This window comes from Leuconostoc sp. XM4 (assembly GCF_055698815.1).
Window position 1 is genome coordinate 792,578 of the sequence record NZ_CP134507.1, and the last position, 26,971, is coordinate 819,548.

Genomic DNA, 26,971 nt, shown 5'->3' on the forward strand with positions numbered 1-26,971 from the left:
AACAAATAGCCGCCCATAATAACTAGTATTGCTGTAAGTAGCGTATAAATAAGGATGTAAATATATCTGATGTGTGACACAATGTAATTTAAAAAATGGGCCATATTTTATCTCGCTTATTAGTATTTTTATTGTAAGTCTATGATGCTTGATATGTACGCCCAATAAAGGGTATTTAATTATACTTCAGCACGTAAAACTAAATGGTTTTCAACACAGCCGAATGGTTGTTTTTTATAAAACTTTTTGAGCTAATAATTTTTGTACATCTGTTAATGCTTGCCCTTTTTTAAATTGTATTTTTTCTGATGGCTCTGTTTGCCCAGATATCCAGATTTTTACTTCTCCATCGAGATCAAAGTGACCACTAGTTTCGGTAGAAAACCTTGCAATAGAGCGGTAGGCGATAGATTTATACTCAACTTTTTTACCTGTAAATCCTTGAATATCACTTAAAATAAGCCTCTTGTTTGTAAAAATAACCAAGTCACGTACAAGTCGGAATGCGTTTTCGACTATTTCTGATTCAATTAAAAGAGGCTCAATCTCTTTTTGGACACTTGCAACAGGAACGCTTGAAGCATTACCAATTAATCCATTTAATAAATTCATATTCATTCCTCTCATCCATTCGTATTTGAATAGTTACTCAATACTTTCATTCTATCAATAGAAAAATAAAAAGCAAAAGAACTGCATAAGATATTAAAAAACTAGTTATCATATCAACGTTTATGAGTATTTTATTCCAAAATTATATCAAAAGATTAGAAAAATAAGAGTATAATTATAAAAAGTTTTAATTTTTTCCGTTTTGTGTTCAATATATGGTCAGCTTAAATTAAGATGAAATGTGGGTAAAAAAGAATGAAACAATCAAAACTTCGTGAGCAAATGGTGAAAAACGCGCCGCTCTGGGATGAGTCTCTCGAGCACGATGCCTGCGGTATGGGATTTATTGCGCAACGTTATGGGCAGTTTTCTCATGAACTTGTTGAACGCGCCATTACACTATTAACACGAATGAATCATCGAGGTGGCACAGGATCAGAGCCAGATACAGGGGACGGTGCAGGTCTATTGATGTCAATTCCTGACAAATTTTTTAGAAAAGTAGCAAGAATAGAGGGGATTACTTTACCACAATCAGGTGAATATGCTGTGGCAATGCTTTTTTTGCCGTTTGATACTGTGGCTAAGAATAAGGTTTTAGATAAAATAATTACTGAAATCAGTGCAGATGGTTTTGAGTACATTTTTGATCGAGATGTACCGTTTGATTTTGATGCTTGTGGTCCTACTGCGCAACAGGCTATGCCTGGATTTCGACAGATATTTATTAAGAAACCGCAGCATGTTGCTCTAGGAAGGGATTTTGATGACGCGTTGTATATACTACGCCGTCATTTAGAAGATACGATTTCAGACGAAGATATGTATATTGTTTCGTTATCGGCTAAAACGATTACCTATAAGGGGATGCTTCATGCTTACCAAGTTGGGTAGTTCTTTTTGGATTTACACGATGAAGATGTTGAGGCCAAAATAGCGCTAACTCATTCACGTTTTTCAACTAATACTTTCCCGTCTTGGGACCGTGCACAGCCATTTCGTTTTTTGGCACATAATGGTGAGATTAATACTTTGCAAGGTGACGTTAATTGGATGAAAACGCATGGGGTTGCGATTTATAATGAAGAAAATTCCGACTCAGCCATGATGGAAAATACAATGGAACACTTGTATCGACATGGTCGCTCAATACCGCAAGCACTATTAATGCTGGTGCCAGAAGCACATTCAAAAGAAGCGAATGTGTCAGATGAGTTGGCTGCCTTTACAGAATATAATGAATCATTTATGGCACCTTGGGACGGTCCAGCCGCTGTTGTTTTTACTGATGGAAACATTGTCGGTGCAAGATTGGATCGTAATGGGTTACGACCTTCACGTTATTTGGTGACGGACGACGGGTATGTTATTTTATCTTCTGAATCTGGGGTGGTTGATGTGCCCGCTAATTCAATTATCGAAAAAGGAGTGCTTGGACCGGCAAACATGATTCTTGTAGATACGACGACGGGAACCTTTACAAGGAATGAGGAATTGAAGCATCATTTTGCGACGCAATATCCTTATCGACAATGGCTCGATGAATACCAAGAAACATTGCAAGCCCTACCAAATCAAAATTTATTAGAACAACGTTTAAATGATAAAGAACGGCTGACTCTTTTTAAACGCTTCGGATATACCCAAGAAGTGATTGATGGTGCAGTTTTGAAAATGGCTAATACTGGGCAAGAACCAACGGTTGCCATGGGTTATGACTCACCATTGGCAATCTTATCAGACAGGCCACAAGGATTATTTACTTTTTTAAACAACAATTTGCGCAAGTGACCAACCCGCCAATTGATGCACTTCGTGAGCATTTAGTCATTGCAACACAAATGTATTTAGGTAGAGAAGTTGATTTTCAACGAGATTTACCAGAAAATGCTAGCAAGTTAAAAATTGACTCACCAATTCTTTCACCGGCTGATTTTGCTAAAATTGCACATATTTCCAATTCTAAACAAAAGGTTGCGCTTATCAAGCTGGCTTATAACTTAACCGGACTAGCAAATGGGCGATTGGAGCGTGCTCTAATTGGAATTAATCAGCAAGCCGATGCAGCGATTGCTTCTGGCGCAACAATTTTGATTCTATCTGATCGTGAGGTAACCAAAAATCAACTGACTGTACCGGCTCTTCTAGCTGTGTCCTCACTAAAAAATTATTTGGCGGCCAACGGAAACGCCACAAATGCTTCCATTGTATTAAACACTGCGGAAGCCATTGAAACCCATCATTTTGCAACGTTGGTTGGGTACGGTGCAGCCGCGATATATCCGCGTGGTGCTTACAGAATTTTAGAAGCATACGATATGAATGATGCAGCACATCAAGAAAACTATCGTGTAGCTGCTGAAAAAGGTATCGTTAAGATTATGGTCAAAATGGGTATTTCTACGATTCAAGGCTATTATGGAGCGCAATTATTCGAAGCGATTGGCTTATCAAAAAATGTAGTTGATACCTACTTTACTGGTACACATTCACGAATTGGTGGTTTAGACTTAAATCAAATTGAGGAAGAATACTTAAAACGCTATACAGCAGCGTATGACGAATCTCAAGACGACCCAATTCCTTCAGGTGGTGCTTATTCACTACGAGAAGATGGTGAATACCATCTATACAATCAAATGATGATGTATAAATTTCAAACGGCGGTTCGGACTGGAAATGAAGAACTCTTCAAGGAGTATGTGGCTGACATTCATGAAGCGGAGCATGAACATCCTGGCACTATCCGGTCAATGTGGGAGATTGTGCCTAATCGTCAACCCATTGACATTCATGAAGTAGAGCGTATTGAAAATATAGTGAAGCGATTTAAGGTTGGTGCCATGTCATTTGGTGCATTATCCCAAGAGGCTCATGAAACGATAGCTGAGGCAATGAACCGATTAGGCGCTAAGTCAAATTCTGGTGAAGGTGGTGAGAATAGGAAACGTTTTCACACAATTAAAAATTCTAAAATTAAGCAGGTTGCTTCCTCACGTTTTGGTGTTAACGCAGAATACTTGATGTCAGCCGAAGAAATTCAAATCAAAATGGCGCAAGGGGCCAAGCCTGGCGAAGGTGGACAACTAGCTGGAAATAAAGTGTTTCCATGGATTGCCGAAACACGTGGTTCAACACCAGGGGTACGCTTAATTTCTCCGCCACCACATCACGATATCTACTCGATTGAGGATTTAAAGCAGTTAATATTTGACTTGAAAGCGGTTAACCCATATGCCAAAATCAATGTTAAATTAGTTTCCTCAACAGGTGTTGGTACGATTGCAACTGGTGCGGTGAAAGCTGGTGCTGATACGGTGACCGTTTCTGGATATGATGGTGGCACAGGGGCGGCGCCACGAAATTCGATTCGTGATGCTGGATTACCATGGGAATTAGGGTTAGCTGAAACACACCAAATTTTATCCGCTAATAAATTACGTCAGCGAATGACTCTAGAAACTGATGGCAAACTGTTGACTGGTAGAGATATAGCTATTGCCGCTATGCTTGGTGCGGAAGAGTTTTCATTTGCAACCTTATCAATGGTGGCTATAGGCTGCATTATGATGCGTGTTTGCCATTTAAATACTTGTCCAGTGGGCATTACTTCTCAAAATCCATTATTGCGTTCACGTTTCCAGGGGAAACCGGAAGATATCATAAATATGATGACTTTTTTGGCACAAGATTTACGCGAGTTAATGGCTGAATTAGGGTTCCGCACCTTGGAAGAAATGGTCGGACATACAGAACTGTTGAAAACTCGCTTTACAACGAACAAAAAGTATAAGTCACTTGATTTTTCGAACATGATTGGTCAAGTTATTCCAATAGCACGAAAAACAAAAGACCCATTCATTGCTAAGCGACAATGGCCAGAATTAGATATGGCTGCCAAAGCAGCCATTGATAACACACAAACATTAACGATGTCTGCACCAATTGATAATGTATCACGTGCTGTTGGCGCTCGGATGGGTGGTTGGATAGCAGAGCGTTATGGAAATACCAAATTATCACCAGGACTCCTTAGATATACGTATACTGGCTCTGCAGGGCAGTCTTTTGCAGCCTATACGACACAAGGAATGGAGCTTAAGGTCATTGGAGAAGCCAATGATTATGTTGGTAAGTCATTATCAGGTGCGCGTTTAATTGTAACGCCACCAAAAGATGCAGGATACGATACGAATAATTCACCAATTATCGGTAATGTTGCTTGTTTTGGTGGATTTGCTGGTGAGGCATATTTCCATGGCCGCGCGGGTGAGCGATTCTTTGTTCGCAACTCTGGCGTTTGTGGTGTTGTTGAAGGCGTTGGGGATCACGGTTGCGAATATATGACGGGTGGCGTTGCTGTCATTCTGGGTAAAATTGGTCGTAATTTTGCTGCTGGTATGTCGGGTGGTATTGCTTATATTTATGATCCAGATCATCAAGTGGCTGCTAATATTAATCTGGAAATGGTTGATCTTTTTGAGATAAATCAAACACATGGAGACGACGTATTGTATAGTTTACTTCAATCACATGCAGCGTACACTGACTCACAAAAAGCTAAAGATATTTTAGCGCATTTTGAGGATGAAAAGGCTAATTTTATTAAAGTATATCCAACCGAATATCATCAGGTTTTAAACATTATGAATAAATATGAAACCGAAGGATTTAGTGGATTGACTAAGGAACTCAAGGCTTTTAATGAACTGATGCCAGAATATGAACGAGTACCAGAAACTGAAGAAGAATTAGAAACATTATTATCGAAATGAGGTAATTATAATGGCTGATCCATTTGGCTTTCTCAAATATGAACGTGTTGATAATCCTTATCGTAAAATTACTGAACGTATTAAGGATTTCAATTACATGGCAGAACCACTAGCGTTTGATCAACGAGTCGAACAAGCTGCTCGATGTATGAACTGTGGTGTTCCTTATTGTCATATTGGTGCGTTGTACGGCAATAAAAGTAAACAAATGAGTGGTTGTCCAAATGACAATCTAATTCCGGAATGGAATGACCTCTTGTATCGAAAAGAGCTCCATCAAGCTTGGTTAAGATTGGCAAAAACAAATCCAATTCCTGAGTTTACTGGAAAAGTTTGTCCTGCGCCATGCGAAGTGTCGTGTAATGAGTTTTTGAATGGTGCAGGTGTGACAATCAAAGACAATGAAGATTTTATTGTTGAATATGCTTTTGCGCATGGCTGGGTAGTTCCAGAAGGATTACCAGAACAGCGAACTGGTAAAAAAATTGCAGTCATCGGCTCCGGGCCAGCAGGGATTACAGCAGCTTGGCGCTTAAATCAATTGGGCCATGAGGTCACTATTTTTGAAAAAGATGAACGTTTAGGTGGCCTTTTAATGTATGGCATTCCAAACATGAAATTAGAAAAGTGGGTTGTTGATCGTCGTTTTAAAGTCATGTCAGAAGTCGGTATCAAATTTAAAGTTAATACAACGATTGGAGAGGATATTACTAAGGAACAATTAGACGCTGATTTTGATAAAGTCATTGTTGCTACTGGCGCATCGGTTGCACGAGATGTAGATGTACCCGGACGTGATTTGAAAGGAATTGATTTTGCACTACCATTTCTAAGCCAGACAACCAAAAATGTATTAAGAAACGGTACGACTACATTTGAAAAAACATTATCTAATCAGCAGGTGATTGTGATTGGTTCTGGTGACACGGCGACAGATTGTATTGCAACAGCGATTCGGCTAGGTGCAGAAAATGTAACACAGTTTGATTATCATACTGAAAAGCCGACAGATCGTACGACACCTTGGCCGGAATATCCATGGCAAAAGCGAATTAGTTATGGGCAGGCGGAAGCCATGGACACAGTTAACCAGGAATTAATACCTTATCAAACGCAAACAGTAGAATTTTTAGGTAATTCATTTGGAGAAGTAACTGGCGTTCGAACTGTTTTGATTGATGCCAATAAGCAAGTGATTTCGAATTCGGAAAAAGACTATTCTGCTGATTTGGTATTGGTTGCAGTAGGATTTACAGGTCTCAATACGAAAATATTAAATGATTTGGATATTACTCGCCTGAATGTCATGGGGACAACAAACCAAGAGAATTATATGGTAGCGGGTGATGCTAATACTGGTGCTAATTTGGTTATCACTGCTATTCATGACGCTCGTTTAGTGGCCGAGTTGGTTGATGCAAAACTTCAAAGTTTTGCTGATCGTTTTTCAGTTAAAGTAAATTAGCTAACGAATTAAAAATATTTTTCTTGTAAGCATTATTTTGATAGAATAATGCTTTTTTGAATGTTCTTTATATCATTTTAAATACATGTTGCATCTAAAATCTATTGACAGGTTAAGTGAATTACTGTAAAGTGATTAACTAAGGTAATTACTTTAGTTAATCAAATGCGCAGAAAGAGGTATCGAATCCTAATTCAATTATATAAGATTCAATTTTAAAATAGTCAGCAATTGTGTAGAAGTGCATAGGCAGTTCGCGAAGCGAGAAAACAATTAAATTAATACGGAAAAATATTATGACTCAAAAAAAGATTGAGCAACGTGCATTTATGGTCGGACTTGCGATGAATTTGCTGATGGGCAGTTTGGGAATTGTTGTTTATTATATTACCCAGATTCAAGCGTTGTTCGTAGATAGTTACTTTACAATAATGACACTGGTTTCTGGAATCGCTGCAATTACGATTTCAAAGTATAGTGCCAGAACAAGTGAGCGTTTTCCAAATGGTCACTTCATGTTTGAACCAATGTATGCTGCTTTTAAATCAATGATGACACTGATTTTGTTAACGACCTCCACTATTCAAGTAAGTCAAAAAGCATATCAATATTTCGTTTACCATAAAGGGGATGTATTAAACTTAACGCCGATAATTCCATATGAAATCATTATGGTCATATTATGTTTAACGATATCTTTGTTTTATAGTCGGCAAAATCAAAAAATTGGTCGTGCTAGTACGATGCTATCTGCAGAATCCAAAAGTACGCGAATTGATTCAATCATGTGTGGGGGGATTGGGTTAGCAGCCTTTTTAGTTTTATTGATTCCAAAAAATTCAATCCTAGGGTTCTTGCTATACACGGGTGATTTCTTTGTGACGGTAATACTAGTCTTATTTTCAATTGCAACGCCGGTTAAAGTACTAAAAAATGCATTCATTGAAATCTGTGGCGGCCGGTTAATTGATGAAAACATTCAGAATGAATTTGAAGCATGCCTTAGAAAACACTTTGGAAAAGAAGTCATATTAACTGGCTGTCATATTTATAAAACGGGCATGTATTTTTCAGTTAAAGTGATGATTGATGTTGTCGATGACGAAATTGGGACAGGATTGTTACGTGATAAAAAAGTCCGTATTTTAGAAGAACTTAAAGCATGTTATGAGTTTGTACATTTAGAGTTTGTGTATGCTTAAAAGAAAAAGGGGAAATCAAATGAAAATCAATGTTTATAACGAATATGATCCATTAAAAGAAGTCATTATTGGGGATGCAACAAAGCTATATTTTCCAGATACGCATGAAATAGAGCAGGAAGAACATACTGCAAAATGGAAACAATTTATGACAAAACATATTTATACTCTTTTACGAGGTAAAAAAGTTCCGAGTTTCCTTGCTAAAAAATTTCAACGAGAATTAGCAGAATTCCAACGAATTTTGGAAACACATGGTGTCAAGGTACACCATGTTGATTCGGTAACCCCAACAAATCTAGATCCCTATGGAATGGGGCAAATGTATGCAAGAGATAGTGCTATGAGCGTTGGAGAACATTTTATTGAAGGAAATGTTCAAATTGAAATGCGAAAAATTGAACGACGTGGGTATCAAAGAATTGTTGCAGCTATTAACGATAAGAATCAGGTGCACACGTTAAATCAAAAGGATAAAATATATCTGGAGGGTGGTGACGTTATCGTTAACTATCCTTATGTATTCGTCGGCATTGGTAAATATGCTAGTAATGAAGCTGGTGCAAAATGGCTACAAAGTATTTTAGACAAGGACTATGAGAATGAAATCGTCGATAAACCGTGGAAAGTAGTACCAGTGTATTTGAATGATGATGCAATTTTGCACTTGGATTGTTGTATGACCATTATTGGTCCAAAAACTGCTATTATCCATAAACCTGTCTTAAAAGACTTACCGAAAGAACTGGTCGATTATAAATTTATTGATATTGATGCAAAAACCAGAAAAGAGATGGGTGGGAATGTTTTAGTTATTGGGCCTAAAAAAGTTATTGTGCAAAAAAGACATACAGCGTTGCAAGAGGCTTTAAAAAATGAAGGTTATACGGTCATCCCTATCGTGTTTACATGGCATTCACTATTAGACGGTGCACTAAGATGTGCATCATGCCCGTTAGTGAGAGAAAAAAATGAGTAAAAAGGGCGTTTAGGGCGACTTTTTACTTTTTTGCTGTCTACAGAATAAGAATTAAAAAGCGTAAAAAATATTTTTGATTGACATTGTAGAATTCTAATGATAAATTAGTTTTGTTAAATAATTTAATCTTCGGGGCAGGGTGTAATTCCCGACCGACGGTGATGGTGAATAACCTCAGTCCGTGACCCGCGATATTTTCGCGGTTGACACAGTGAAATTCTGTGACCGACAGTTAAAGTCTGGATGGGAGAAGATTTGAAATAGTTTAGACGATGCTTTTTTAGATTGTCTAGGTTTTTTGAATTAATCTAAACTACTATAAACCCGATGTGTATTTTTAACGCATCGGGTTTTTTGTCCTGAAAAATTCAGGAGGTAAGTATGAATGATTTAACATGGATGAAGCTCGCTGCAGATGAGGCAATTCGAGCAATGCCGTATCAAACTTTTGAAAATCCTAGGGTTGGTGCAGTAATTGTTAAAGATGGTCAGGTTATCGCGACAGGATATCATGAAAAGTTTGGTGAAGCGCATGCTGAAATAAATGCTTTTAATCGTGTCAAAAAAAAGACCGACATTTTAGGTGCTACGCTTTATGTCACTTTGGAGCCGTGTTCCACGCAGGGAAAAGTAGGCTCTTGTGCAGTTCAAATTCAAAATTGGGGACTGAAGCGTGTGGTTGTTGGTAGCATTGATCCGAATCCGTCAACAAATGAAAAAGGAATTAAAATGCTAAGATCAGCTGGTATCGCTGTCGATGTTTTGAATACAGTTGAAAATAAAGAGATCAACCCTGCATTTCATTATTTTTATACCACACGACTACCATATGTTCAGTTGAAACTTGCCATGTCTCAAAACGGATTTGTTGCTGAAAAATTTGGAAAACGAAAAAAACTGACTGATGAGCTAGCTGATGCTGATGTACACCGAGAGCGTGCAACTAGAAGTGCAATAATGATTGGCAGCGAGACCATGATCACAGATCAACCAATGTTAACTGTACGGCACATCAATATCAGTCATAAACAACCATTGAGAGTTGTTATTGATCGTCGTGGACGGTTGCAAAATACGAACTTTGATTTTTCAAATAATTGGCTGATATATACGGAAAATGTTCTATTTTCAAAACAGCATTCTTATGTCAAATTAATGTCTGGTGCGCTTAAAGATATATTAATAGATTTAGCCAAACAAAATATTCAATCTGTGATGGTTGAAGGCGGACCAAGTTTGATTCACTCATTTTTGAAAGAAAACTTGTGGCAAGAAATGCTAATTTATACAACAGATAAAGTATTATCTAAAGATAGTCTGAAAGGAATATCTGTTAGCCAAAAGCCTAAAAATGAAGTGCAAGTTGGCAATGCTGTCAAAAAAGTCTATATCAATCATCAAGGGGGAACGCAATAATGTTTACAGGTATTACACAAGAAGTTGGTCGTTTAATAAGCATTTATCAGCGTAATGACAAAGAAATGCGCTTAAAAATTGCTGCATCCGAGGACTATTTTTCTGATAGCAGAGTAGGCGATAGCATTATGGTTGATGGCGTTTGTTTAACAATTAATCAGCTAGAATCAAATTATGCTGAATTCGATATTATGGTACCGACTTTTGAAACGACCATTGTTAAATTCTATCAAGTTGGGCAAAAAGTAAACTTGGAGAAAGCACTTTTAGTTTCCAACCGATTTGATGGTCACTTTGTTCTAGGTCATGTAGATCAGACAGCTGAAGTAGTCAAAAAAGAGTACAGTGAAGAAACCACATTGTTAACTTTTAAATTAGCAGACCGTCAACAAATAAATCAAATCGTCAATAAAGGTTCAGTTACTATTTCAGGTGTGAGCCTAACCATTGTTCAAGCGAGAGAAGATGTATTTCAAGTTGGTCTAATACCACTTACATTAACCAAGACAACTTTGGGATTATTGCACGAACGAGATTTGGTAAATGTTGAAACCGATATTTTGGCGAAATATTTAATGAAAGGAAAGTAATAATGACAAGTACTACAGAAAAAGTTAAAACAGCAGTTAAAGAGTTGAAAAAGGGTAAGCTGATTATTTTGAGCGATGACAAAAAAAGAGAACATGAAGGAGATTTGGTCGGTTTAGCATCATTTGTGACGGCAGCTACGGTCAATGAAGCCCTTTCAATTGCAAGGGGTGTTCTAGCTGTACCAATCACTAAATCTCGTGCTGATGAACTCGGGTTAGACCAAATGACGACGCATAATTCTGAAAAATTTGGGACAAAGTTCACTGTGAGCGTTGATCATATTGACAGCACGACGGGTGTTTCTGCGTATGAACGTGCTGCCACAATCAAAAATTTAGCTAATCTAAGTACAACATCTGTTGACTTTGAGACGCCTGGTCATATTTTCCCATTAGTCGCTGAAGATGGTGGCGTACTGACAAGACAGGGACATACAGAAGGGGCTGTTGAGTTAGCTAAAATAGCTGGTGTGCCGCCTGTGGCGTATATAATAGAAATTTTGGCACAAGACGGAACAATGGCTCGAGAAAAAGAACTTAAAGAATTAGCGAAAAAACACGATATATTTCAATTATCAATGCAGGATCTAATTAATTACCGAGAAGACCAAAAACAAGCAGGTATTGACGAGGGACCAACGGTATATTTACCAACTCAATACGGTGATTTTCATTTGACGGAGTTTAGCGTGAATGATGAAGAAAAATCTGATTTGCTTATTCAAAGCAGTCGTAGTTTTGATCAAATTCCCTTAGTTCGCTTACACTCCGAGTGTTTAACCGGCGAAATATTTGGTTCACAACGTTGTGAATGCGGTCCTCAACTGAGAGAAGCGCTCAAAACAATAAATAAGCAAGGTGGGGCTCTTGTTTATCTTCGTCAAGAAGGTCGTGGTATTGGACTCCATGAAAAACTAAAAAGTTATGTGTTGCAAGAAAATAAGTTTGATACGTATGATGCGAATGTTCACTTAGGGCATTTGCCGGATGAACGGGACTATAAAAAGGCTGCCAAAATTTTGAAAATATCAGGATTAACCAAAATTCGCTTATTAACGAATAATCCGGATAAAGTACAGTCGTTAATTGACGAAGGTATTGAGGTTATTGAACAGGTACCCTTAATTACGGGCATTAATGATAAGAATGAACAATATATGCAAACAAAAAAGGAAAAATTTAATCACAAGCTGTGATTGACATTAAGAAGGTAAATAAAAATGATTTATAAAGCTAAGTTAATTGATCAAACAAATAAAAAAATTGCAATTGTGGCCAGCAAGTTTAATGATTTAATTGTTAAACAACTTATTTCTGGCGCGCAAGAATCTCTAGAAATGCATGGTATTGATGAGAGTAATATTGATATTATTTGGGTACCAGGAGCTTTGGAAATTCCAATGGTTGCGAAAAGAATAGCGCAGGTTCAAAAATATGATGGTATTGTAACACTAGGTGCTGTAATAAAAGGAGACACAGATCATTATGACCTTGTTATTAATGGTGTTGCTAACGGCATTTCTCAAATAAGTTTAAGTACAGATGTACCAATTGTTTTTGGGGTGTTGACTACAGATACTTTAGAGCAAGCACAGCAACGGTCAGGTGCCAAATCAGGAAACAAAGGGGCCGAAGTTGCACTCAGTTTGTTGGAGCTTATTAATATCTTTGAGCAAATAAAATCCATTTGATAAGCGTTTCTCATATTGCGGATATTGTTTTCATTTTCTATTCTTTTTTGTTTACTTATAATACAGCGTTTGTTCAGTTATGTTACAATAGAAGTATCATACTAATTAGATAAGAATAATCATTTTTATTCTTCTTTTATCATATTCTCATATATCATGAGAGAATAAATTTTGACAGCGAAGAGCGTAACTGAGTTACGTAGAGACATACAATGACTAATTTAAGATGGAAATGATTCATTTTTATCTATAAAGCGCAATGATCAATCAAGTGAGTGTTAGGGACTTCGCTTGAATTGATCATTATTGTTGCGCTTGTTCTTGAATAGTATGCAACTGCCAACATGAACACGCTGGGAAAAACGTGTCGTGGCCACATTTTATCATGTGGTTTTATAATCTTTCCATAAGCAGTAAACAAAAAGGAGGACACTAAATGGAAGCATTCCGAAGAGGTGTTAAGGAAACAATCGCATCGCATCACGTTAATATGGGGAAAGGCTTAGATGCTGAGCAAGTTTCTAAAAATCGTGAAGAATATGGTGCCAACGTTTTTGTAGCTGAAAAAAAAGTTTCATTATTGAAAAAAATCTTAATCAGCCTAAATGATGTTGCTACAATTATCTTGCTAATTGCGGCAGTTATTTCGTTTGTTGCTACATACTTAGAAGATACTGGGAACTATTTTGAAAGTCTCTTAATTATTGGTATTGTCGTTATTAATTCGGTCTTATCAATTGTTCAGGAAGGAAAAGCTGAAGATTCATTAGCAGCCTTGCAAAATCTCAATCGAACGCAAGTTAAAGTTTTACGTGATGGACAGATAGAACAGATTGATGCGGATGATGTTGTGCTTGGTGATGTATTGGTTGTCGAAAATGGTAGCGCAATCGCCGCTGATGCCCGGTTAATTGAGGCTATTGAGCTTCAAGCTGAAGAGTCTGCTTTAACAGGTGAAAGTTTGCCGGTTGAAAAGAATGCAGATGCTACGTTTAAACCAGACGATGAAGTTGGTCTTGGAGAACGAATTACGATGGTATATCGTGGGACGACGATTGTTAACGGTCATGGACGAGCAATTGTTACAGCCGTTGGTATGCAGACTGAAATGGGTAAAATTGCAAGTCTACTTAGTAATGAGTCAAAAATTCCACTAACACCATTGCAACGACGTCTAGTTCAATTAGGAAAAAATATCTCTTGGGTAGCTATAGGTGCCGCAGTGGTTGTGCTTGGGCTAGGTATTTACCAGGGCATGGATTTGAAGCATATCTTTTTGACAGCAATTTCGCTGGCCGTTGCGGTTGTTCCAGAAACATTAGCAGTAATTGTTACAATGACGCTGGCGCTTGGCGTCCAACGAATCGCACAAAAGCATGCGATTATTCGACGGTTACCAGCAGTAGAAACCTTGGGAACAACGAATGTTATTGCTTCCGATAAAACGGGTACATTAACGCAAAATAAGATGACTGTTCGAAGGGTGTGGCAAGATGAACAGGATCATTTGACTAATATTGCAGATGGATTGGACGATGCTACTAAGGAAGTGTTATCTTTGGCAGCCATATCAACCAATGTTTCGGTTAAAACTGTTGAGGGACAGACTGTTTATGATGGTCTACCAACAGAAGTAGCGTTAGTAAGAGCTATTGATAAAGAAGCGACACGGGAAGAGTTGTTAGAAAAGTATCCGCTAGTCGAACAGATACCGTTTAATTCGACGAAAAAAAGAATGACCACCGTCCATAAGCAACCAGAAGGTGGCTACATTGCGATTACCAAAGGTGCATTTGATGTTTTGCTTCCAATGATTAAGCATGGGAATCGTGATAAAGCTGAAAGTGTTAACAAAACTTTTGGTGGACAGGCATTACGTGTTCTGACGATTGCTAAAAGAACATTTGATGTTATGCCGGAAGCGCCAACACAAGAATTTTATGAACAAGATTTGACATTGGTGGGGCTAGTTGGTATTATCGATCCGCCACGCCCAGAATCGGCACCAGCAGTTGAAAAGGCTCGTCTTGCAGGTGTTAGAACAATTATGATTACCGGAGATCACGTTGAAACGGCTAGTGCAATTGCACGTGAAATTGGCATTTTACGTAATGGGGATCAAACAATTACAGGTTCAGAGTTAGCTAAATTATCAGACAAAGAGCTCGATGGTAATGTCCAGAAGTACAGCGTATATGCCCGTGTAACACCAACTGACAAAATTAGAATTATTAAATCATGGCAACGTCAAGATGCAACCATTGCGATGACTGGAGATGGTGTCAACGATGCTCCAGCATTAAAAGCAGCAGATGTTGGTATTTCGATGGGTGAGACAGGGACAGATGTTGCCCGTGAAGCTTCGGACATCATTTTGACAGACGATAATTTTGCGACGATTATTAATGCTATTTCTGAAGGACGTGGTGTTTATGTTAAAGTTCGAAAGACAATTAATTTCTTATTAAGTGCCAATATATCCGAGTTATTAGTGATCTTGATAGCCATGTTGCTGGGGTGGGGCTCACCATTGCTACCCGTACATCTGTTGTTCATTAACCTGGTATCAGATGGTTTGCCAGGATTTGCTCTTAGTCGTGAGCCAATGTTAACCAACGTTATGAACGAACCGCCGATGCCTAAAAATACTAAGTTATTTGCACAAGGGTTAGGTCGTCAAATCGGCTTAAATGCTGCTTTATTTGCGATTGTTACCTTGGCAGCTATATGGGTTGGGCAAAATGTTGTCTTTGGTGGTTTGCAAGCTAACGAACAAATTGGTCAAACAATGGCTTTCACCATTCTGTCATTGACTTCTATATTCCACGTGTTCAATATTCGTTCAGAAAAGACGCTTTTTGCTATTAGTTATCGTGCGAATCCTTCGTTAGTTAACATGGCAATTTTAGCGACAGTAATTACCTTAGTGATTACGTTAATACCATTTACACAGACGTTATTTGGTTTAACGGCGCTTTCATTAGGACACTGGATTGTGATTATAGTTCTTTCTTTAGCACCTACAATCGTTATTGAGTTGTTGAAGTATGTGCGCCCAACATTGTTTAAAGTGTGATAAATGAAAAAGCTTTGTCCTTGAGACAAAGCTTTTTTGTTATATATTTTAAACCTATTTATGATCATTAATTCATAATATTTTGATGTACTTTTTTCTGGAAAAAGGTTTGGTAGATCAATACAATCATTGTCAGAATGATTAACAACCAGAATGCTGTTAAGAATGGGCCAGCATGTGTAGTTAATGAGTTCATTTTTCCTAATTCGCTTAAGAACAAGGGGGTTGAGAAAGACCCAAGATTTGCGCCAATTAATAGAGTTGAGTTAGCCAATGTTTCTGATCCTTTTGGTGCTATAACACTGACTAGCGAGAAAATATAAGATCCTACAAGTGGATATGACATACCGCAAACAACAGCACCAAGTGTGACACCAAAAACGCTATGAAAACTAACCATAATTAATGAACCGAGCGCCATAAATAAAATGCCTAATGGTAAAATAAATTTTTTAACAAAACGATAAATACGTCCGAAAAGTATGCCCATTACCATGCCCATCAGTGTATTAGCTGAAATAATCAAACTTGAAACGGCGCTTGATTTTGAAAGATCAGTGACTATAATATTTGGAACCTGAATAACAACTGCTGTAGTACAAGCAACCATGAATGCTAATAACACCGTCATAATGAGGACAGGTAAGTTAATACGCTGTTTACCATTACCGCTACCTTGTGGGATAGGTGGTTCTGGCACTACTTTTAAAAAGAAGGCTAGTAGTGGGAAAGCCAAAAGATAGATTAAAAATGAAGCATGCCAGTTAATTAGCACGAGTAAGCCAACGACAATGTTTAAAATTGAAACACCAATTTGTTCCGTAGCAGAACGAAAACCAAGCATTTGAGAACGCGTAGGGTCTTCGTAAAATAAATCAATGATAGTGATGGCAAGTGAATTAAACAGGCCAATACCACACCCCACGATTAACCTTGAAATTAAAATTAAGATAAAACTATGGGAGAAAAATGGAAATACACCGGCTACGCCCGTTAAAATTAATCCAATTGTAATCGTTCTCTTAATACCAAGCTTTTTGGAAATGAAACCAGAGAGAAGTAATGTTATCATAACTGAAAATTGCTGTATGGTAGCAATCATATCAATTTGTGATACGGAAATATTTGGGAAACTCTTCGCCATTTCAGGTAATGCAGAGGAAATGGCTGTACCTGTTGTGATCATAACAGATACGGATAAAACAGCTAGAACAAAAATTTTAGAATGAGGATTTTTTTGATTCAAAATAGCACCTTCTTTTTGTCAGAAATTTTGATTATTTCGTCAAAAGATAAACTTTGCTTTCATATGGGCGTAAGGTTGTTCCCTGATCATCTAAATAGTTATTGATTAACAATTCTGAGAACTTCGTTTGTCCATAGTCACGAGTGACTACTTTGTCAGTGAAGTTGCTCAAAACAAGAACAGACTGTTCTTTATAGTGACGAAGGTATGCGTATACCTGGTTGTCTTCAGAATCAATCGCTTCAAACGTTCCATATCTAACAATCTCTGAATCATGACGAAGTTGTATTAGCTTCTGGTAATGGTAGTAAACGGAATCGTTATCAGATAAAACATTTTCGGCATTGATTGCTGTGTAATTTTTGTTTGGTGCGTACCAAGGTGTCACATTTGAAAATCCGGCATTTTGTTGGTTATTCCATTGCATAGGGGTTCTCGCATTATCACGTGACATATTAGCTAAATACTTTAGCATTGTTGCGCTGTCAACAATCTTTTGCTCATCAACAAACTCGTGATAAAAGTTGACTGACTCAATATCTTCATATTGTTCCAAACTCTCAAAATGACCGTTAGTCATACCTAGCTCTTCACCTTGATAAACGTAGGGTGTTCCTTGCATCATATGCAAGGTAGTTGCTAACATTTTAGCAGATAATACTCTGAATTCAGGTTGATCATTTCCAAATCGAGAAACTGCACGTGGCTGGTCATGATTATTCCAGTAGAGACTATTCCATCCCTTGCCATCTAATCCAATTTGCCAACGATTTAAGGAAGCTTTCAACTCCACTAGGTTAATAGGTTCGTCATTCCATTTACCCAGTCGTACGTCCGGATTTGGGCTGAGGGAAACATGTTCGAATTGGAAGACCATGTTCAATTCATGACTATCTAATCCAGTATATTTAATCGCATCTTCAGGGGTTGAGCTAGGCATTTCACCAACAGTAATTGTGTCGTATTTGGACAGTACTTCGTCGTTCATTTGGCGTAAAAATTCGTTAAGTCGGTGACCATCTGCTACAAAATCCATTGTTGTTCCTGCAGTTACTGGTTCTGTGACATCAGGCAAGCCTTCAGGTTTAGAAATTAAATTGATTACATCCATTCGAAATCCATCAACACCTTTATCCAACCAAAAGCGTTCAATATCGAAAACTGCCTCGCGAACCTCAGGATTTTCCCAATTGAGATCTGGTTGTCCTTCAGCAAACATGTGTAGATAGTATTGCTTTCGTTCAGGAACATAAGTCCAAGCAGAACCGCCAAATGCTGCAAGCCAATTGTTTGGTTCATGTCCGTCTACTGGATCCCGCCAAATATAATAATTGGCGTACTCGTTAGTTTGACTCTTGCGACTTTCTTTAAACCAAACATGTTGATCTGACGTATGATTAACAACCAAATCCATCATAATTTTAAGATCTAGGCGATGTGCTTGTTGAAGTAAATCTTCAAAATCCTGCATTGTGCCATAATTTGGGTTAATATTGCGATAATCAGCAATATCGTAGCCGTTGTCTTTATTTGGAGAGACATAAATAGGATTTAACCAGATGACATCAGCACCCAAGTTATGGATATACTGCAATCGTTGAGTGATACCAGCAAGGTCACCAATACCATCGTTATTACTGTCTTGAAAACTCATAGGATATATTTGATATACTACTGAGTCCTTAAACCATTGTTTTGTCATTGTTTGATTCTCCTTTTTATTTTGTACTCATAGATTACCACTTTGCGTAAACGTTTACAATTCATTTATACCAGTACAGTAAACGTTTACTTAGTGTAATAATTGATTTAATCATAAGGGCACGACAAAAATAAGAATTTATTTAATTTATACGATGGAGTAGTGTTGGGATATAATAAAATGAGGTAGTAAGTTAGAAAACGGGGTTAATGATGTCAGTTACAATTAAAGATGTTGCTAAAAAAGCAAATGTTTCAATCGCAACTGTTTCCAGAGTGTTAGCGGGTAAAAAAGAGGCCTACTCTCTAGCAACTGAAAAAAGAGTTCATAAAGCAATTCAAGAATTGGGCTACAAAAAAAATAAAGCCGCAGTAGAATTGGTGACCATGAAAAGCAATGTTATTGCAATTTTGGTATCAACGCCCAAAACAAATTTTGCGATGAAAATCATTGAAAGTATTCAAAAAAATGCCTATAAGAAGGATTTGAGTGTGATAATTTTATTTGTGGGTGATAATGATGAAGAGACGCAAATTAAAGCACTTAATACTGTTATTGAGCGACCGGTCAAGGGCATATTATTAATTTCCGTAGAATTATGTGGTGATGCTATCAATCTACTAAAGAATAGTGGCATTTCGAATGTATTTGTTTCAACTGCAATGAGTAAAGAATCAAAGTTTGTTTCTTCAGATGATTTTAAAATAGGATATGAAGCAACCAAGTTTTTGATTCACAAAGGGCACAAAAAAATTGGTTTATCAAGTTTGGAAGTGGACAAATTTATAGGTCAGCAACGAGTAGCCGGCTATTTGTCAGCTCTGAAGGACCATCATATTCCTCAAAATGATGATTGGATTTTTGATGGCGATTACTCATATGAAAGTGGTGTAGCATCAATGCAATATTATGCATCACAAACGGATATAACAGCAGTTATTGGCGCGAGCGACTTGGCAGCAATAGGCATTATTAATACAGCTCAAAAATTAGATATTAATGTACCAGATCAACTAGCAGTGATCAGCATTGACGGCACTTATTTAGTTGATATTGTTAGCCCTCGTATCACGAGCGTCACACAGTCATTCTATAATATGGGAGAAACTGCTTTAAAAATGTTGTTTAGTAAAGGCAATGAGTCCAGTTACATTTATACCTCTTTTCAGATAGACGAACGCGAGAGTAGTTGAATAAAACGAGAATGATTTCAGAATATATTTGTACTAAAAAGACCCCTATACATTCATCATGTGATGTGTGCATGGCGGTCTTTTTACAGTTGCAGACATTTAGCGCGAAATGGACTTTATATGGGCTCGAAGTGTTATGACCAAACCAACAATAATTAAAAAAATACCAATTGCCGCACCAAACAATCCTGTTGATGACGAAGCACTAGGTGAATTTTCATAGGACAGTAGTGCATATTGTGTCATCACAATGGCAACTAATCCATCAGCTAAATTTAATGATTTTAAATAAGTAATAATTGGACTACGAAAATGACGAGCTTTAATCCAGCCAACGATGGATGTCACAATTTTAGTGAAGCCAATTAGTGCAATTAGCAACACAATACTCTGATTATATCGTTGCGGTTCGTTTACGATATACATATAAATCGATAATGTAACAAGAGCCATGCCCAGTAAACTGTATAAGATACCACCTTCTCGCAAGTATCTAATTTCAATTTTTTCTCGCTCTAAGGGATTTATGTTTGAAACTCTAATTTGACGATATCGCCACAAAAAGTATGATCGAATAGCCAGTAAAATAATATAATAGCCACCAAATATTAAAAACCATAAAGATAAAAAGAATATACCAATAGTTAATTTGATAAGCGCAAATACCAAATTAGATATTGTGCTTGCGGCATTATATAGAACTACACGATCAGATTTTTCTGAAATGTGATGTCTTAAGTTGTGATGATCAATGATGTCATTAAATTTTGTCGTTATTTTTTTGATGAGCTGCATATGATTATCTTTCGTGGAATGATATATGGCGTCCAGTTAATCAGTTAAAGAATTCAATTCTCATTGTATCAAAAATTTGCTGATAAAACGCAGTAACGCTTAAGATTAACAAATTGTAAACAAAAGTATCGGTATTTTGATTAATAAAACGTCATTAACAAAACCGAAACAAAACCTTAGCAATTTATAAACAAAGTAATTAGATAATTAATTCAATCAAAAGGATAAAGGAGATAAGAGATGGCAATTGTATTAAATATCATTATCGGAGTTGTGACAGGGTTAGGTATCGCATTTTTGGGAAATGTGGTGAAGCAACCTGGTACAGTATTGAGGAAAAACATCACCCTTGGCACTGGTATTTTGTTAGGTAGCTTGGGTGCAGTTTCGGCTGATCAACTACTAAATTACGGACCCACACTGATGGAAACTAACTTTGTACCAGCCATTGCAGGCGGCATAGTGTTATCATTTGTCGGCGTATACGCAGGAAAACGATGGTTACATTTAGGCACAAACTAAAAGGATAGTGGAATCTAATGAAGAAAAATGACTTTATAATCATGCTAGGGTGGATTAGTAGTGGCTTTCTATTCGCAATTGGGATGTGTATGGTTTTACTACCGGAATGGGGCGTAGAGTTACAAGGTGCAATTCTAGGTGGCGTTGGTATTATTAGTGCTCTAGCTGTATTTTTGGCTAAACGTAAAATGGCAGGAAAAGCGTTATGGATTTGGAATACTAGAATCGTAGTAATCAGTTTGTTTGGTTTTGTTAGTGCGATCGTATTTGGATTAGGAATGGTAATGACAATGGTTTGGGGGATGATGACTTTGGGTATTATTCTAGGATTTGTTGGCGTACTGATGTTAGCTGCCTTGCTACCAATGGTTAAGGGATTTGAAGAATAAGGCTGAACTCAATTATTATTTTTAACATTAGAAAAGGCATTGTTGATTATATAACGATGCTTTTTTGTGTCGATATGCGAACTCGTGTTCCCTTTTTCTATATGATAAGCTATTTAAATATTAAGAAAGAGGAATGATACATGAAAACAGCAGTGTTTCTTTTGTTAAACGAATATGCAGATTGGGAAGGTGCCTATCTATCAAGTCAATTAAATCAATTAACCGATTGGACAGTCAAAACTGCTTCCATTCAAAAAACTATACACTCCATTGGTGGTTTTCAGACTAAAGCAGACTACTCTATTAATGAGATTCCTCTAGAAACCGAGTTACTTGTTTTGATTGGTGGTAATTCATGGCATATCAACAGCCTTGAAATTACTAATCTAATCAAAAATCGTTTAGTCGCGGGGAAAACGGTGGCGGCTATTTGTGGTGCAGTTGATTTCTTGGCCAAAAATGGTCTATTGAATGATAAAAAACATACTGGTAATTCAGTATATTTGTGGCAGAGTTATGAGCAATATACAAACTTGTCTAGATTCTTGGAAGAACAAGTTGTAGTAGATGAACCTTTAATTACTGCCAATGGAACAGCAACCTTAGAGTTTACAAATCAAGTTATGAAAACAGTTCACGCACTGCCAGTAGATCAAATTGATAAAACAACCAATCTGTACAAACTGGGATTTTACAAGTATTGTGACAAATTCGGTAATCCCTATGCTTAGCGAATGAGCTTGCATTTATTCATGATTTGGTTTACCTTCAAGTAAGTAAATAAAGGACACAAATTATGAAATATAAAATTTTTATAGTTGAGGATAATCAAGAAATCGTAAGCCTGCTGAAAAAGGGTTTGATTAGTTGGGGACTAAGTGCAGTTAGTTGTAAAGATTTTAATCAAGTTGAAGAGGAAATTACAATGCATTCACCACATTTAGTGTTGATGGATATTAATTTACCTTACTATAATGGCTTTTTTTGGACACAGAAAATACGTCAAAATAGCATGATACCGATAATTTTTTTATCTAGTCGTGATGAAGAAAGTGATATGATTCTGGCTATGAATTTCGGCGCAGATGATTACATTACTAAGCCGTTTAACATAGATTTATTAATCGTAAAAATTAATGCATTGCTGAGACGCGAATATAGCTTTAGTGTAGAGAAAAAGCATTCTCAATTTCAAGGTTATACCTTGAATATTATTGATAATCAGTTAATATATGACAGTCGAGAGGTAGTTCTCTCCAAAAATGAAACAAAGCTATTGTATCTTTTATTTACTCATCCAAATCAACTTGTTACCAGAGAGGACATTATGGCTACTTTGTGGGATAACGAGATGTTTGTTGATAAGAATACGTTAGCGGTCACGCTAACGAGATTGCGTAACAAAGTAACAGAAATTGGATTTTCAAAGTATTTACAAACTGTCAAAGGTAAGGGGATTAAGCTTAGTGATTAAAAAAATATTTGGCTTAGCGTTGCAGTTTTTATCTGACTTTTGGTATCTGTACGCCTCATTTATGTTAACTTTTCTTTTGCTAATGTGGAGCGTGATTATGCGATCACTAAGTTTAGACTCGATGTTCGATGTCCTTTGGGGTGGTTGTTATATTTTAATTGTAATTACTTGTATTTTATTTTGGAAATGGTACCGAGCACACAAGGGACTGATTCAGTTGCTGTGCGAAGAAGAGGTACATACATTATCAAGCATTGCGACCTTGTCTAGTCACGAACGAATGTACCAACAATTAATTAAAAAGCAACAATTGCATCAAGAAAAAATGCAGGCACAGTTAAATGAAGATGCAAATGACATTCAAGATTACTATGCAATGTGGGCCCATCAAATTAAAGTACCGCTGTCCGTTTTAGATTTAATGAATCAAACTGGGACAATTGAAAAATATGAAACTAGTAATCAATTGTTAGTGGTCAATCAGTATTTGGATATGATGTTGCAGTTTATTCGTTTAAAAAACTTCAATCAGGATATAGCGTACCAGGATATGAGTGTCCAAAAGTCTTTAAGATCGGTGATCAAAGATTATAAATATTGGTTCATCCATAAAGATTTAGCTGTTAGCATAAATGAATTTGATTTTTCTGTCGTTAGTGATGCCAAATGGCTTCGATTTGTATTTGAACAAGTTATATTTAATGCAATTAAATATACACCTCAGGGCAAAATAAATATTATTTGTCAAAATGACAATCAGGTCATTATTAAAGACACGGGCATTGGTATTGCGCAAAATGATTTACCAATGATTTTTAATCAAGGCTATACAGGATTTAATGGGCGCATTAATAGTAATGCGAGTGGTCTTGGTTTATACATGGTTAAAAGAATTTTAAATAATTTAGGTCACGATATAACCATTCAATCTGAAGTAAATGTTGGTACAACAGTCATAATTAATTTTCAACAAACTGTAATTAAATAAACCTTACAAAGTTGTAAGGTGTGGAGATGATATGTAAGGTTAATCATCTCTTTTTTAATTTAAAATAGAATTATGATAAACGATATAGGAGAATAAAATTCATGACACTACTTAAAGTTGAGAATTTGAAAAAAGAATATCAGAGTAAATTTAAAAATAATACAGTTGTTGCCTTGGCGGATGTCAGTTTTGAGGTAGAGAAGGGTGAGTTCATTGCAATCATGGGTGAGTCTGGTTCAGGTAAATCGACTTTGCTAAACTGCATTGCCACACTTGATCAACCAACAGCAGGAACTATTTCTTTAAATAATCAGAATTTCAAACATTTGTCAGATAAACAATTAGCTGCCTTTCGCCGAGATCATCTAGGATTTGTGTTCCAGGATTTTAATTTGCTTGATACAATGTCGGTTGCGGATAATATATATTTACCGCTTATACTAGCTAAAAATACAAATAATAAGGAGCAGAAACTGAGTAATCTTGCCAAACAGTTGGGATTACAAGATCTATTGAATAAGTATCCATATGAGTTATCTGGCGGACAAAAACAGCGAGTGGCTATTGGCAGAGCGTTGATCACCAATCCAGAAATTTTATTAGCTGATGAACCAACAGGAGCTTTAGATTCTAAGAATTCAGCTGATATTTTGTCAATATTTGAACAATATAATCAGCAAAATCAAACAATATTAATGGTTACGCATTCTGCTTTGGCCGCTAGTCATGCTCAAAGAGTTTTATTTATTAAAGATGGAAAAGTGTTCCATCAGACATACCGAGGGAATAAAACGGAGCAAGAAATGTTACTGACAATTAGTGATGCCATGACTAATTTATTAGGGGGGATTGATTAAAATGTTGTATTGGAAATTAGCTTGGCAATCAATTGTAAAAAACAGGTTAGAGTACTTACCATTTATGTTAGCAGGCAGTGCTGCTGTCGCTTTGAACATGGTTATTCAGTTACTTATTTATTCAAAAGGGGTCAAAAAATTAGCAGCCAATGTATCTGTAATTGAAATGCTTACTTTTTCTCAAATCGTAATTGCTATTTTTTCTATTATTTTTCTGCTCTATACCTATAGTTTTCTAAGTAAACGAAAACAGTCAGAGTTTGGTCTTTTCAGCATTTTAGGGTTACAAAAAATTGATCTGATTAAAATTAGCTGGAGACAACAATTTATTTCTTTTCTGGCAGTTACTTTTTTTGGCCTCATTACTGGTGTTGTGTTCAGTAAAGTATTAATCTTACTATTTATGAAGCTCGTGGGTGGTACCGAATTCCAGCTAAACATCACAACCGTGTCAATAGTATTTATTGTCGTATTTTTTATGATATGTTTTTTATTCTTGCTGATAACAGACATATTTTCGATTTTTAAACTTAAAACCATATCTTTATTGCATGCAACTAAAAAGGGAGAATCAGAACCCAGAAGCCATTGGGTATTATTTGGCCTTGGACTAGTCCTGCTAACAATGGGATATTATATTTCCTTAACGGTTCATTCACCTTTAAAAGCAATTGGTCAATTCTTTATAGCTGTACTGTTAGTTGTTTGTGCGACATATATTCTGTTCATCGTAGCTTCGACGATTATTTTAAAAGTAATGAAACGAAATGGAAAGTATTACTACCAAGCAAATCATTTTATAACTGTGTCGAATATGTTATTTAGAATGAAGCAGAATGCAACAGGTCTGGCTAGCATTACGCTATTAACAACTATGTCGCTGGTTGTTATTGTTACAACAGTTTCAATGTTTGTTGGACAAGAAGACTACATCAATCAACAATTTCCGCGGGCTGTTATTTTGACAAGCTCATCTGACCGTAAAGTGCCCATTAAGTCTGTGAGAAAAGTTGCTAGTAATAATGGTATAAAAATAGACAAACCCTACAAATTAGAAATTAGTACTGCGATAGCTGGGGATTTAACGACTCAAGGGAAGCTACAACCTTTAACTGGTGATTCCGTTGGGAGTGCCGACAATTTGTCTGAAATCCAGTTCATAACAGAAAAACAGTATAAATATATGGCCAATAATAGCTCAAACAAGTTAAAGGCTAATGAAATATATGTCTATGATAGACAAGGAACATTCAATGGGGGCAATATCACTTTTTTGGGTAAAAACTACCATGTGAAAAGCGTGTTGAAAAAGATTAAAGGGATTCCTAGTGTTCAGCCTAATATGACACATTCACTGATAGTAGTTGTGCCTTCTAAGAGTGTTACAAGTGCTCTAGGAAACGAGTTTAATGATTTAGGTGATACGAAACAGAATATTACTTATAAGAACCAGTTATTATTCAATGTCACAGGTACTGAGCAGCAAAGAGAAAAATTCTTAAAAGAGGTATCTCAAACATACAATATTACGAGTGAAGATAGATTTTCAACAATATCTGTATTAAAAGAATTTTATGGTGGCTTTTTCTTTATTGGTTTAGTATTCTCAGTTAGTTTTATTATGGCAACTGGTTTGATTATTTATTATAAGCAAATATCTGAGGGACGTTCTGACCAAAAGCAATTCGATATTTTGCAAAAAATAGGCATGTCCAGTCAAGAAGTTAAGCAAACGATTCGTTCACAAATCATTTGGATATTTGGTCTACCTGTGGTTGTCGCGATTATGCACTTATGTTTTGCGATGCCAATGATTCATAAAATTCTGCAATTGTTTGGTATAATTATTGGTCCAGTAGTTTATCTGACCACTGTACTAACAGTGATCTCGATAGTTGTAATTTATTACTTAATCTATCTGAAAACATCGAAAACATATTATCAGCAGGTTTCAAGAAAAATATCTTAGAAGTGTGTTAGAAAAAATAAAAAAAGCGAT

Annotated in this window: 20 protein-coding genes, 2 pseudogenes and 1 riboswitch; of the genes and pseudogenes, 18 read left to right on the forward strand and 4 right to left on the reverse strand. The window is 36.6% G+C overall.

Features of this window, described 5'->3' with window-relative positions:
* Positions 1-234: 234 nt before the first annotated feature.
* Positions 235-612, reverse strand: coding sequence for a PH domain-containing protein (locus tag RHP64_RS04020; protein ID WP_014324569.1), 378 nt, complete (start codon positions 610-612; stop codon positions 235-237).
* Between the two features lie 336 nt (positions 613-948).
* On the opposite strand from RHP64_RS04020, the pseudogene RHP64_RS04025 reads away from it, so the two are divergent.
* The 10 genes and pseudogenes from RHP64_RS04025 to RHP64_RS04070 all read left to right on the forward strand — a co-directional run.
* A pseudogene (locus RHP64_RS04025) lies at positions 949-2,088 on the forward strand (class II glutamine amidotransferase); the annotation flags it as partial.
* A 198-nt stretch (positions 2,089-2,286) separates the two neighbouring features.
* Positions 2,287-5,387: pseudogene (gene gltB, locus RHP64_RS04030) on the forward strand (glutamate synthase large subunit).
* A 10-nt stretch (positions 5,388-5,397) separates the two neighbouring features.
* The gene (locus tag RHP64_RS04035; protein WP_462785066.1) at positions 5,398-6,852 is read left to right on the forward strand and encodes a glutamate synthase subunit beta; all 1,455 of its coding nucleotides are present in this window, start codon (positions 5,398-5,400) and stop codon (positions 6,850-6,852) included.
* Positions 6,853-7,148: 296 nt separating this feature from the next.
* The gene (locus RHP64_RS04040) at positions 7,149-8,054 is read left to right on the forward strand and encodes a cation transporter (protein ID WP_025267982.1); all 906 of its coding nucleotides are present in this window, start codon (positions 7,149-7,151) and stop codon (positions 8,052-8,054) included.
* Positions 8,055-8,073: 19 nt separating this feature from the next.
* On the forward strand, positions 8,074-9,033 hold the full coding sequence (locus RHP64_RS04045) for a dimethylarginine dimethylaminohydrolase family protein (RefSeq protein WP_025267983.1): 960 nt from the start codon (positions 8,074-8,076) through the stop codon (positions 9,031-9,033).
* A 121-nt stretch (positions 9,034-9,154) separates the two neighbouring features.
* A riboswitch (FMN riboswitch) is annotated at positions 9,155-9,292 on the forward strand.
* 122 nt (positions 9,293-9,414) lie between these two features.
* A complete protein-coding gene (ribD, locus tag RHP64_RS04050; RefSeq protein ID WP_150288605.1) occupies positions 9,415-10,449 on the forward strand; it encodes a bifunctional diaminohydroxyphosphoribosylaminopyrimidine deaminase/5-amino-6-(5-phosphoribosylamino)uracil reductase RibD in 1,035 nt (344 codons plus the stop codon).
* Positions 10,449-11,039 carry a riboflavin synthase gene (locus RHP64_RS04055; RefSeq protein ID WP_011679597.1) on the forward strand — a complete coding sequence of 197 codons (591 nt, stop codon included), beginning with the start codon at positions 10,449-10,451 and terminating at the stop codon, positions 11,037-11,039. Before ribD ends, RHP64_RS04055 begins: the two co-directional genes overlap by 1 nt.
* Before the next feature lie 2 nt (positions 11,040-11,041).
* Entirely contained in the window at positions 11,042-12,235 is a 1,194-nt protein-coding gene (locus tag RHP64_RS04060) for a bifunctional 3,4-dihydroxy-2-butanone-4-phosphate synthase/GTP cyclohydrolase II (protein ID WP_014324575.1), read from the forward strand.
* A gap of 24 nt (positions 12,236-12,259) precedes the next feature.
* A complete protein-coding gene (ribH, locus tag RHP64_RS04065) occupies positions 12,260-12,730 on the forward strand; it encodes a 6,7-dimethyl-8-ribityllumazine synthase (RefSeq protein ID WP_011679599.1) in 471 nt (156 codons plus the stop codon).
* Positions 12,731-13,166: 436 nt separating this feature from the next.
* Positions 13,167-15,806 carry a cation-translocating P-type ATPase gene (locus RHP64_RS04070; protein ID WP_025267985.1) on the forward strand — a complete coding sequence of 880 codons (2,640 nt, stop codon included), beginning with the start codon at positions 13,167-13,169 and terminating at the stop codon, positions 15,804-15,806.
* A gap of 67 nt (positions 15,807-15,873) precedes the next feature.
* Here the strand turns inward: RHP64_RS04070 and RHP64_RS04075 are convergent, their stop codons facing one another.
* Positions 15,874-17,052 (reverse strand): MFS transporter, encoded by a 1,179-nt coding sequence (locus RHP64_RS04075; protein ID WP_025267986.1) that lies wholly within the window; start codon positions 17,050-17,052, stop codon positions 15,874-15,876.
* A 31-nt stretch (positions 17,053-17,083) separates the two neighbouring features.
* A complete protein-coding gene (locus tag RHP64_RS04080) occupies positions 17,084-18,754 on the reverse strand; it encodes a glycoside hydrolase family 13 protein (protein ID WP_025267987.1) in 1,671 nt (556 codons plus the stop codon).
* 212 nt (positions 18,755-18,966) lie between these two features.
* Between RHP64_RS04080 and RHP64_RS04085 the strand changes: the two genes are divergently transcribed.
* Positions 18,967-19,947, forward strand: a complete 981-nt coding sequence (locus RHP64_RS04085) for a LacI family DNA-binding transcriptional regulator (RefSeq protein ID WP_025267988.1) — start codon at positions 18,967-18,969, stop codon at positions 19,945-19,947.
* Between the two features lie 99 nt (positions 19,948-20,046).
* On the opposite strand, the gene RHP64_RS04090 is transcribed toward RHP64_RS04085, so the two are convergent.
* On the reverse strand, positions 20,047-20,742 hold the full coding sequence (locus tag RHP64_RS04090; RefSeq protein ID WP_462785067.1) for a hypothetical protein: 696 nt from the start codon (positions 20,740-20,742) through the stop codon (positions 20,047-20,049).
* Between the two features lie 240 nt (positions 20,743-20,982).
* On the opposite strand from RHP64_RS04090, the gene RHP64_RS04095 reads away from it, so the two are divergent.
* The 7 genes from RHP64_RS04095 (at position 20,983) to RHP64_RS04125 (ending at position 26,941) form a co-directional block, all read left to right on the forward strand.
* Positions 20,983-21,264, forward strand: coding sequence for a hypothetical protein (locus tag RHP64_RS04095; RefSeq protein ID WP_014324581.1), 282 nt, complete (start codon positions 20,983-20,985; stop codon positions 21,262-21,264).
* A gap of 17 nt (positions 21,265-21,281) precedes the next feature.
* On the forward strand, positions 21,282-21,653 hold the full coding sequence (locus tag RHP64_RS04100; RefSeq protein ID WP_025267991.1) for a hypothetical protein: 372 nt from the start codon (positions 21,282-21,284) through the stop codon (positions 21,651-21,653).
* Between the two features lie 140 nt (positions 21,654-21,793).
* Entirely contained in the window at positions 21,794-22,384 is a 591-nt protein-coding gene (locus RHP64_RS04105) for a type 1 glutamine amidotransferase family protein (RefSeq protein ID WP_025267992.1), read from the forward strand.
* Between the two features lie 65 nt (positions 22,385-22,449).
* Positions 22,450-23,127 (forward strand): response regulator transcription factor, encoded by a 678-nt coding sequence (locus RHP64_RS04110; protein ID WP_011679608.1) that lies wholly within the window; start codon positions 22,450-22,452, stop codon positions 23,125-23,127.
* A gap of 97 nt (positions 23,128-23,224) precedes the next feature.
* Positions 23,225-24,115, forward strand: coding sequence for a sensor histidine kinase (locus RHP64_RS04115; protein ID WP_223825230.1), 891 nt, complete (start codon positions 23,225-23,227; stop codon positions 24,113-24,115).
* A gap of 101 nt (positions 24,116-24,216) precedes the next feature.
* Complete coding sequence (locus RHP64_RS04120) at positions 24,217-24,972, forward strand: ABC transporter ATP-binding protein (protein ID WP_025267994.1); 756 nt, start codon at positions 24,217-24,219, stop codon at positions 24,970-24,972.
* A 1-nt stretch (position 24,973) separates the two neighbouring features.
* On the forward strand, positions 24,974-26,941 hold the full coding sequence (locus RHP64_RS04125) for an ABC transporter permease (protein WP_025267995.1): 1,968 nt from the start codon (positions 24,974-24,976) through the stop codon (positions 26,939-26,941).
* Positions 26,942-26,971 lie beyond the last annotated feature (30 nt).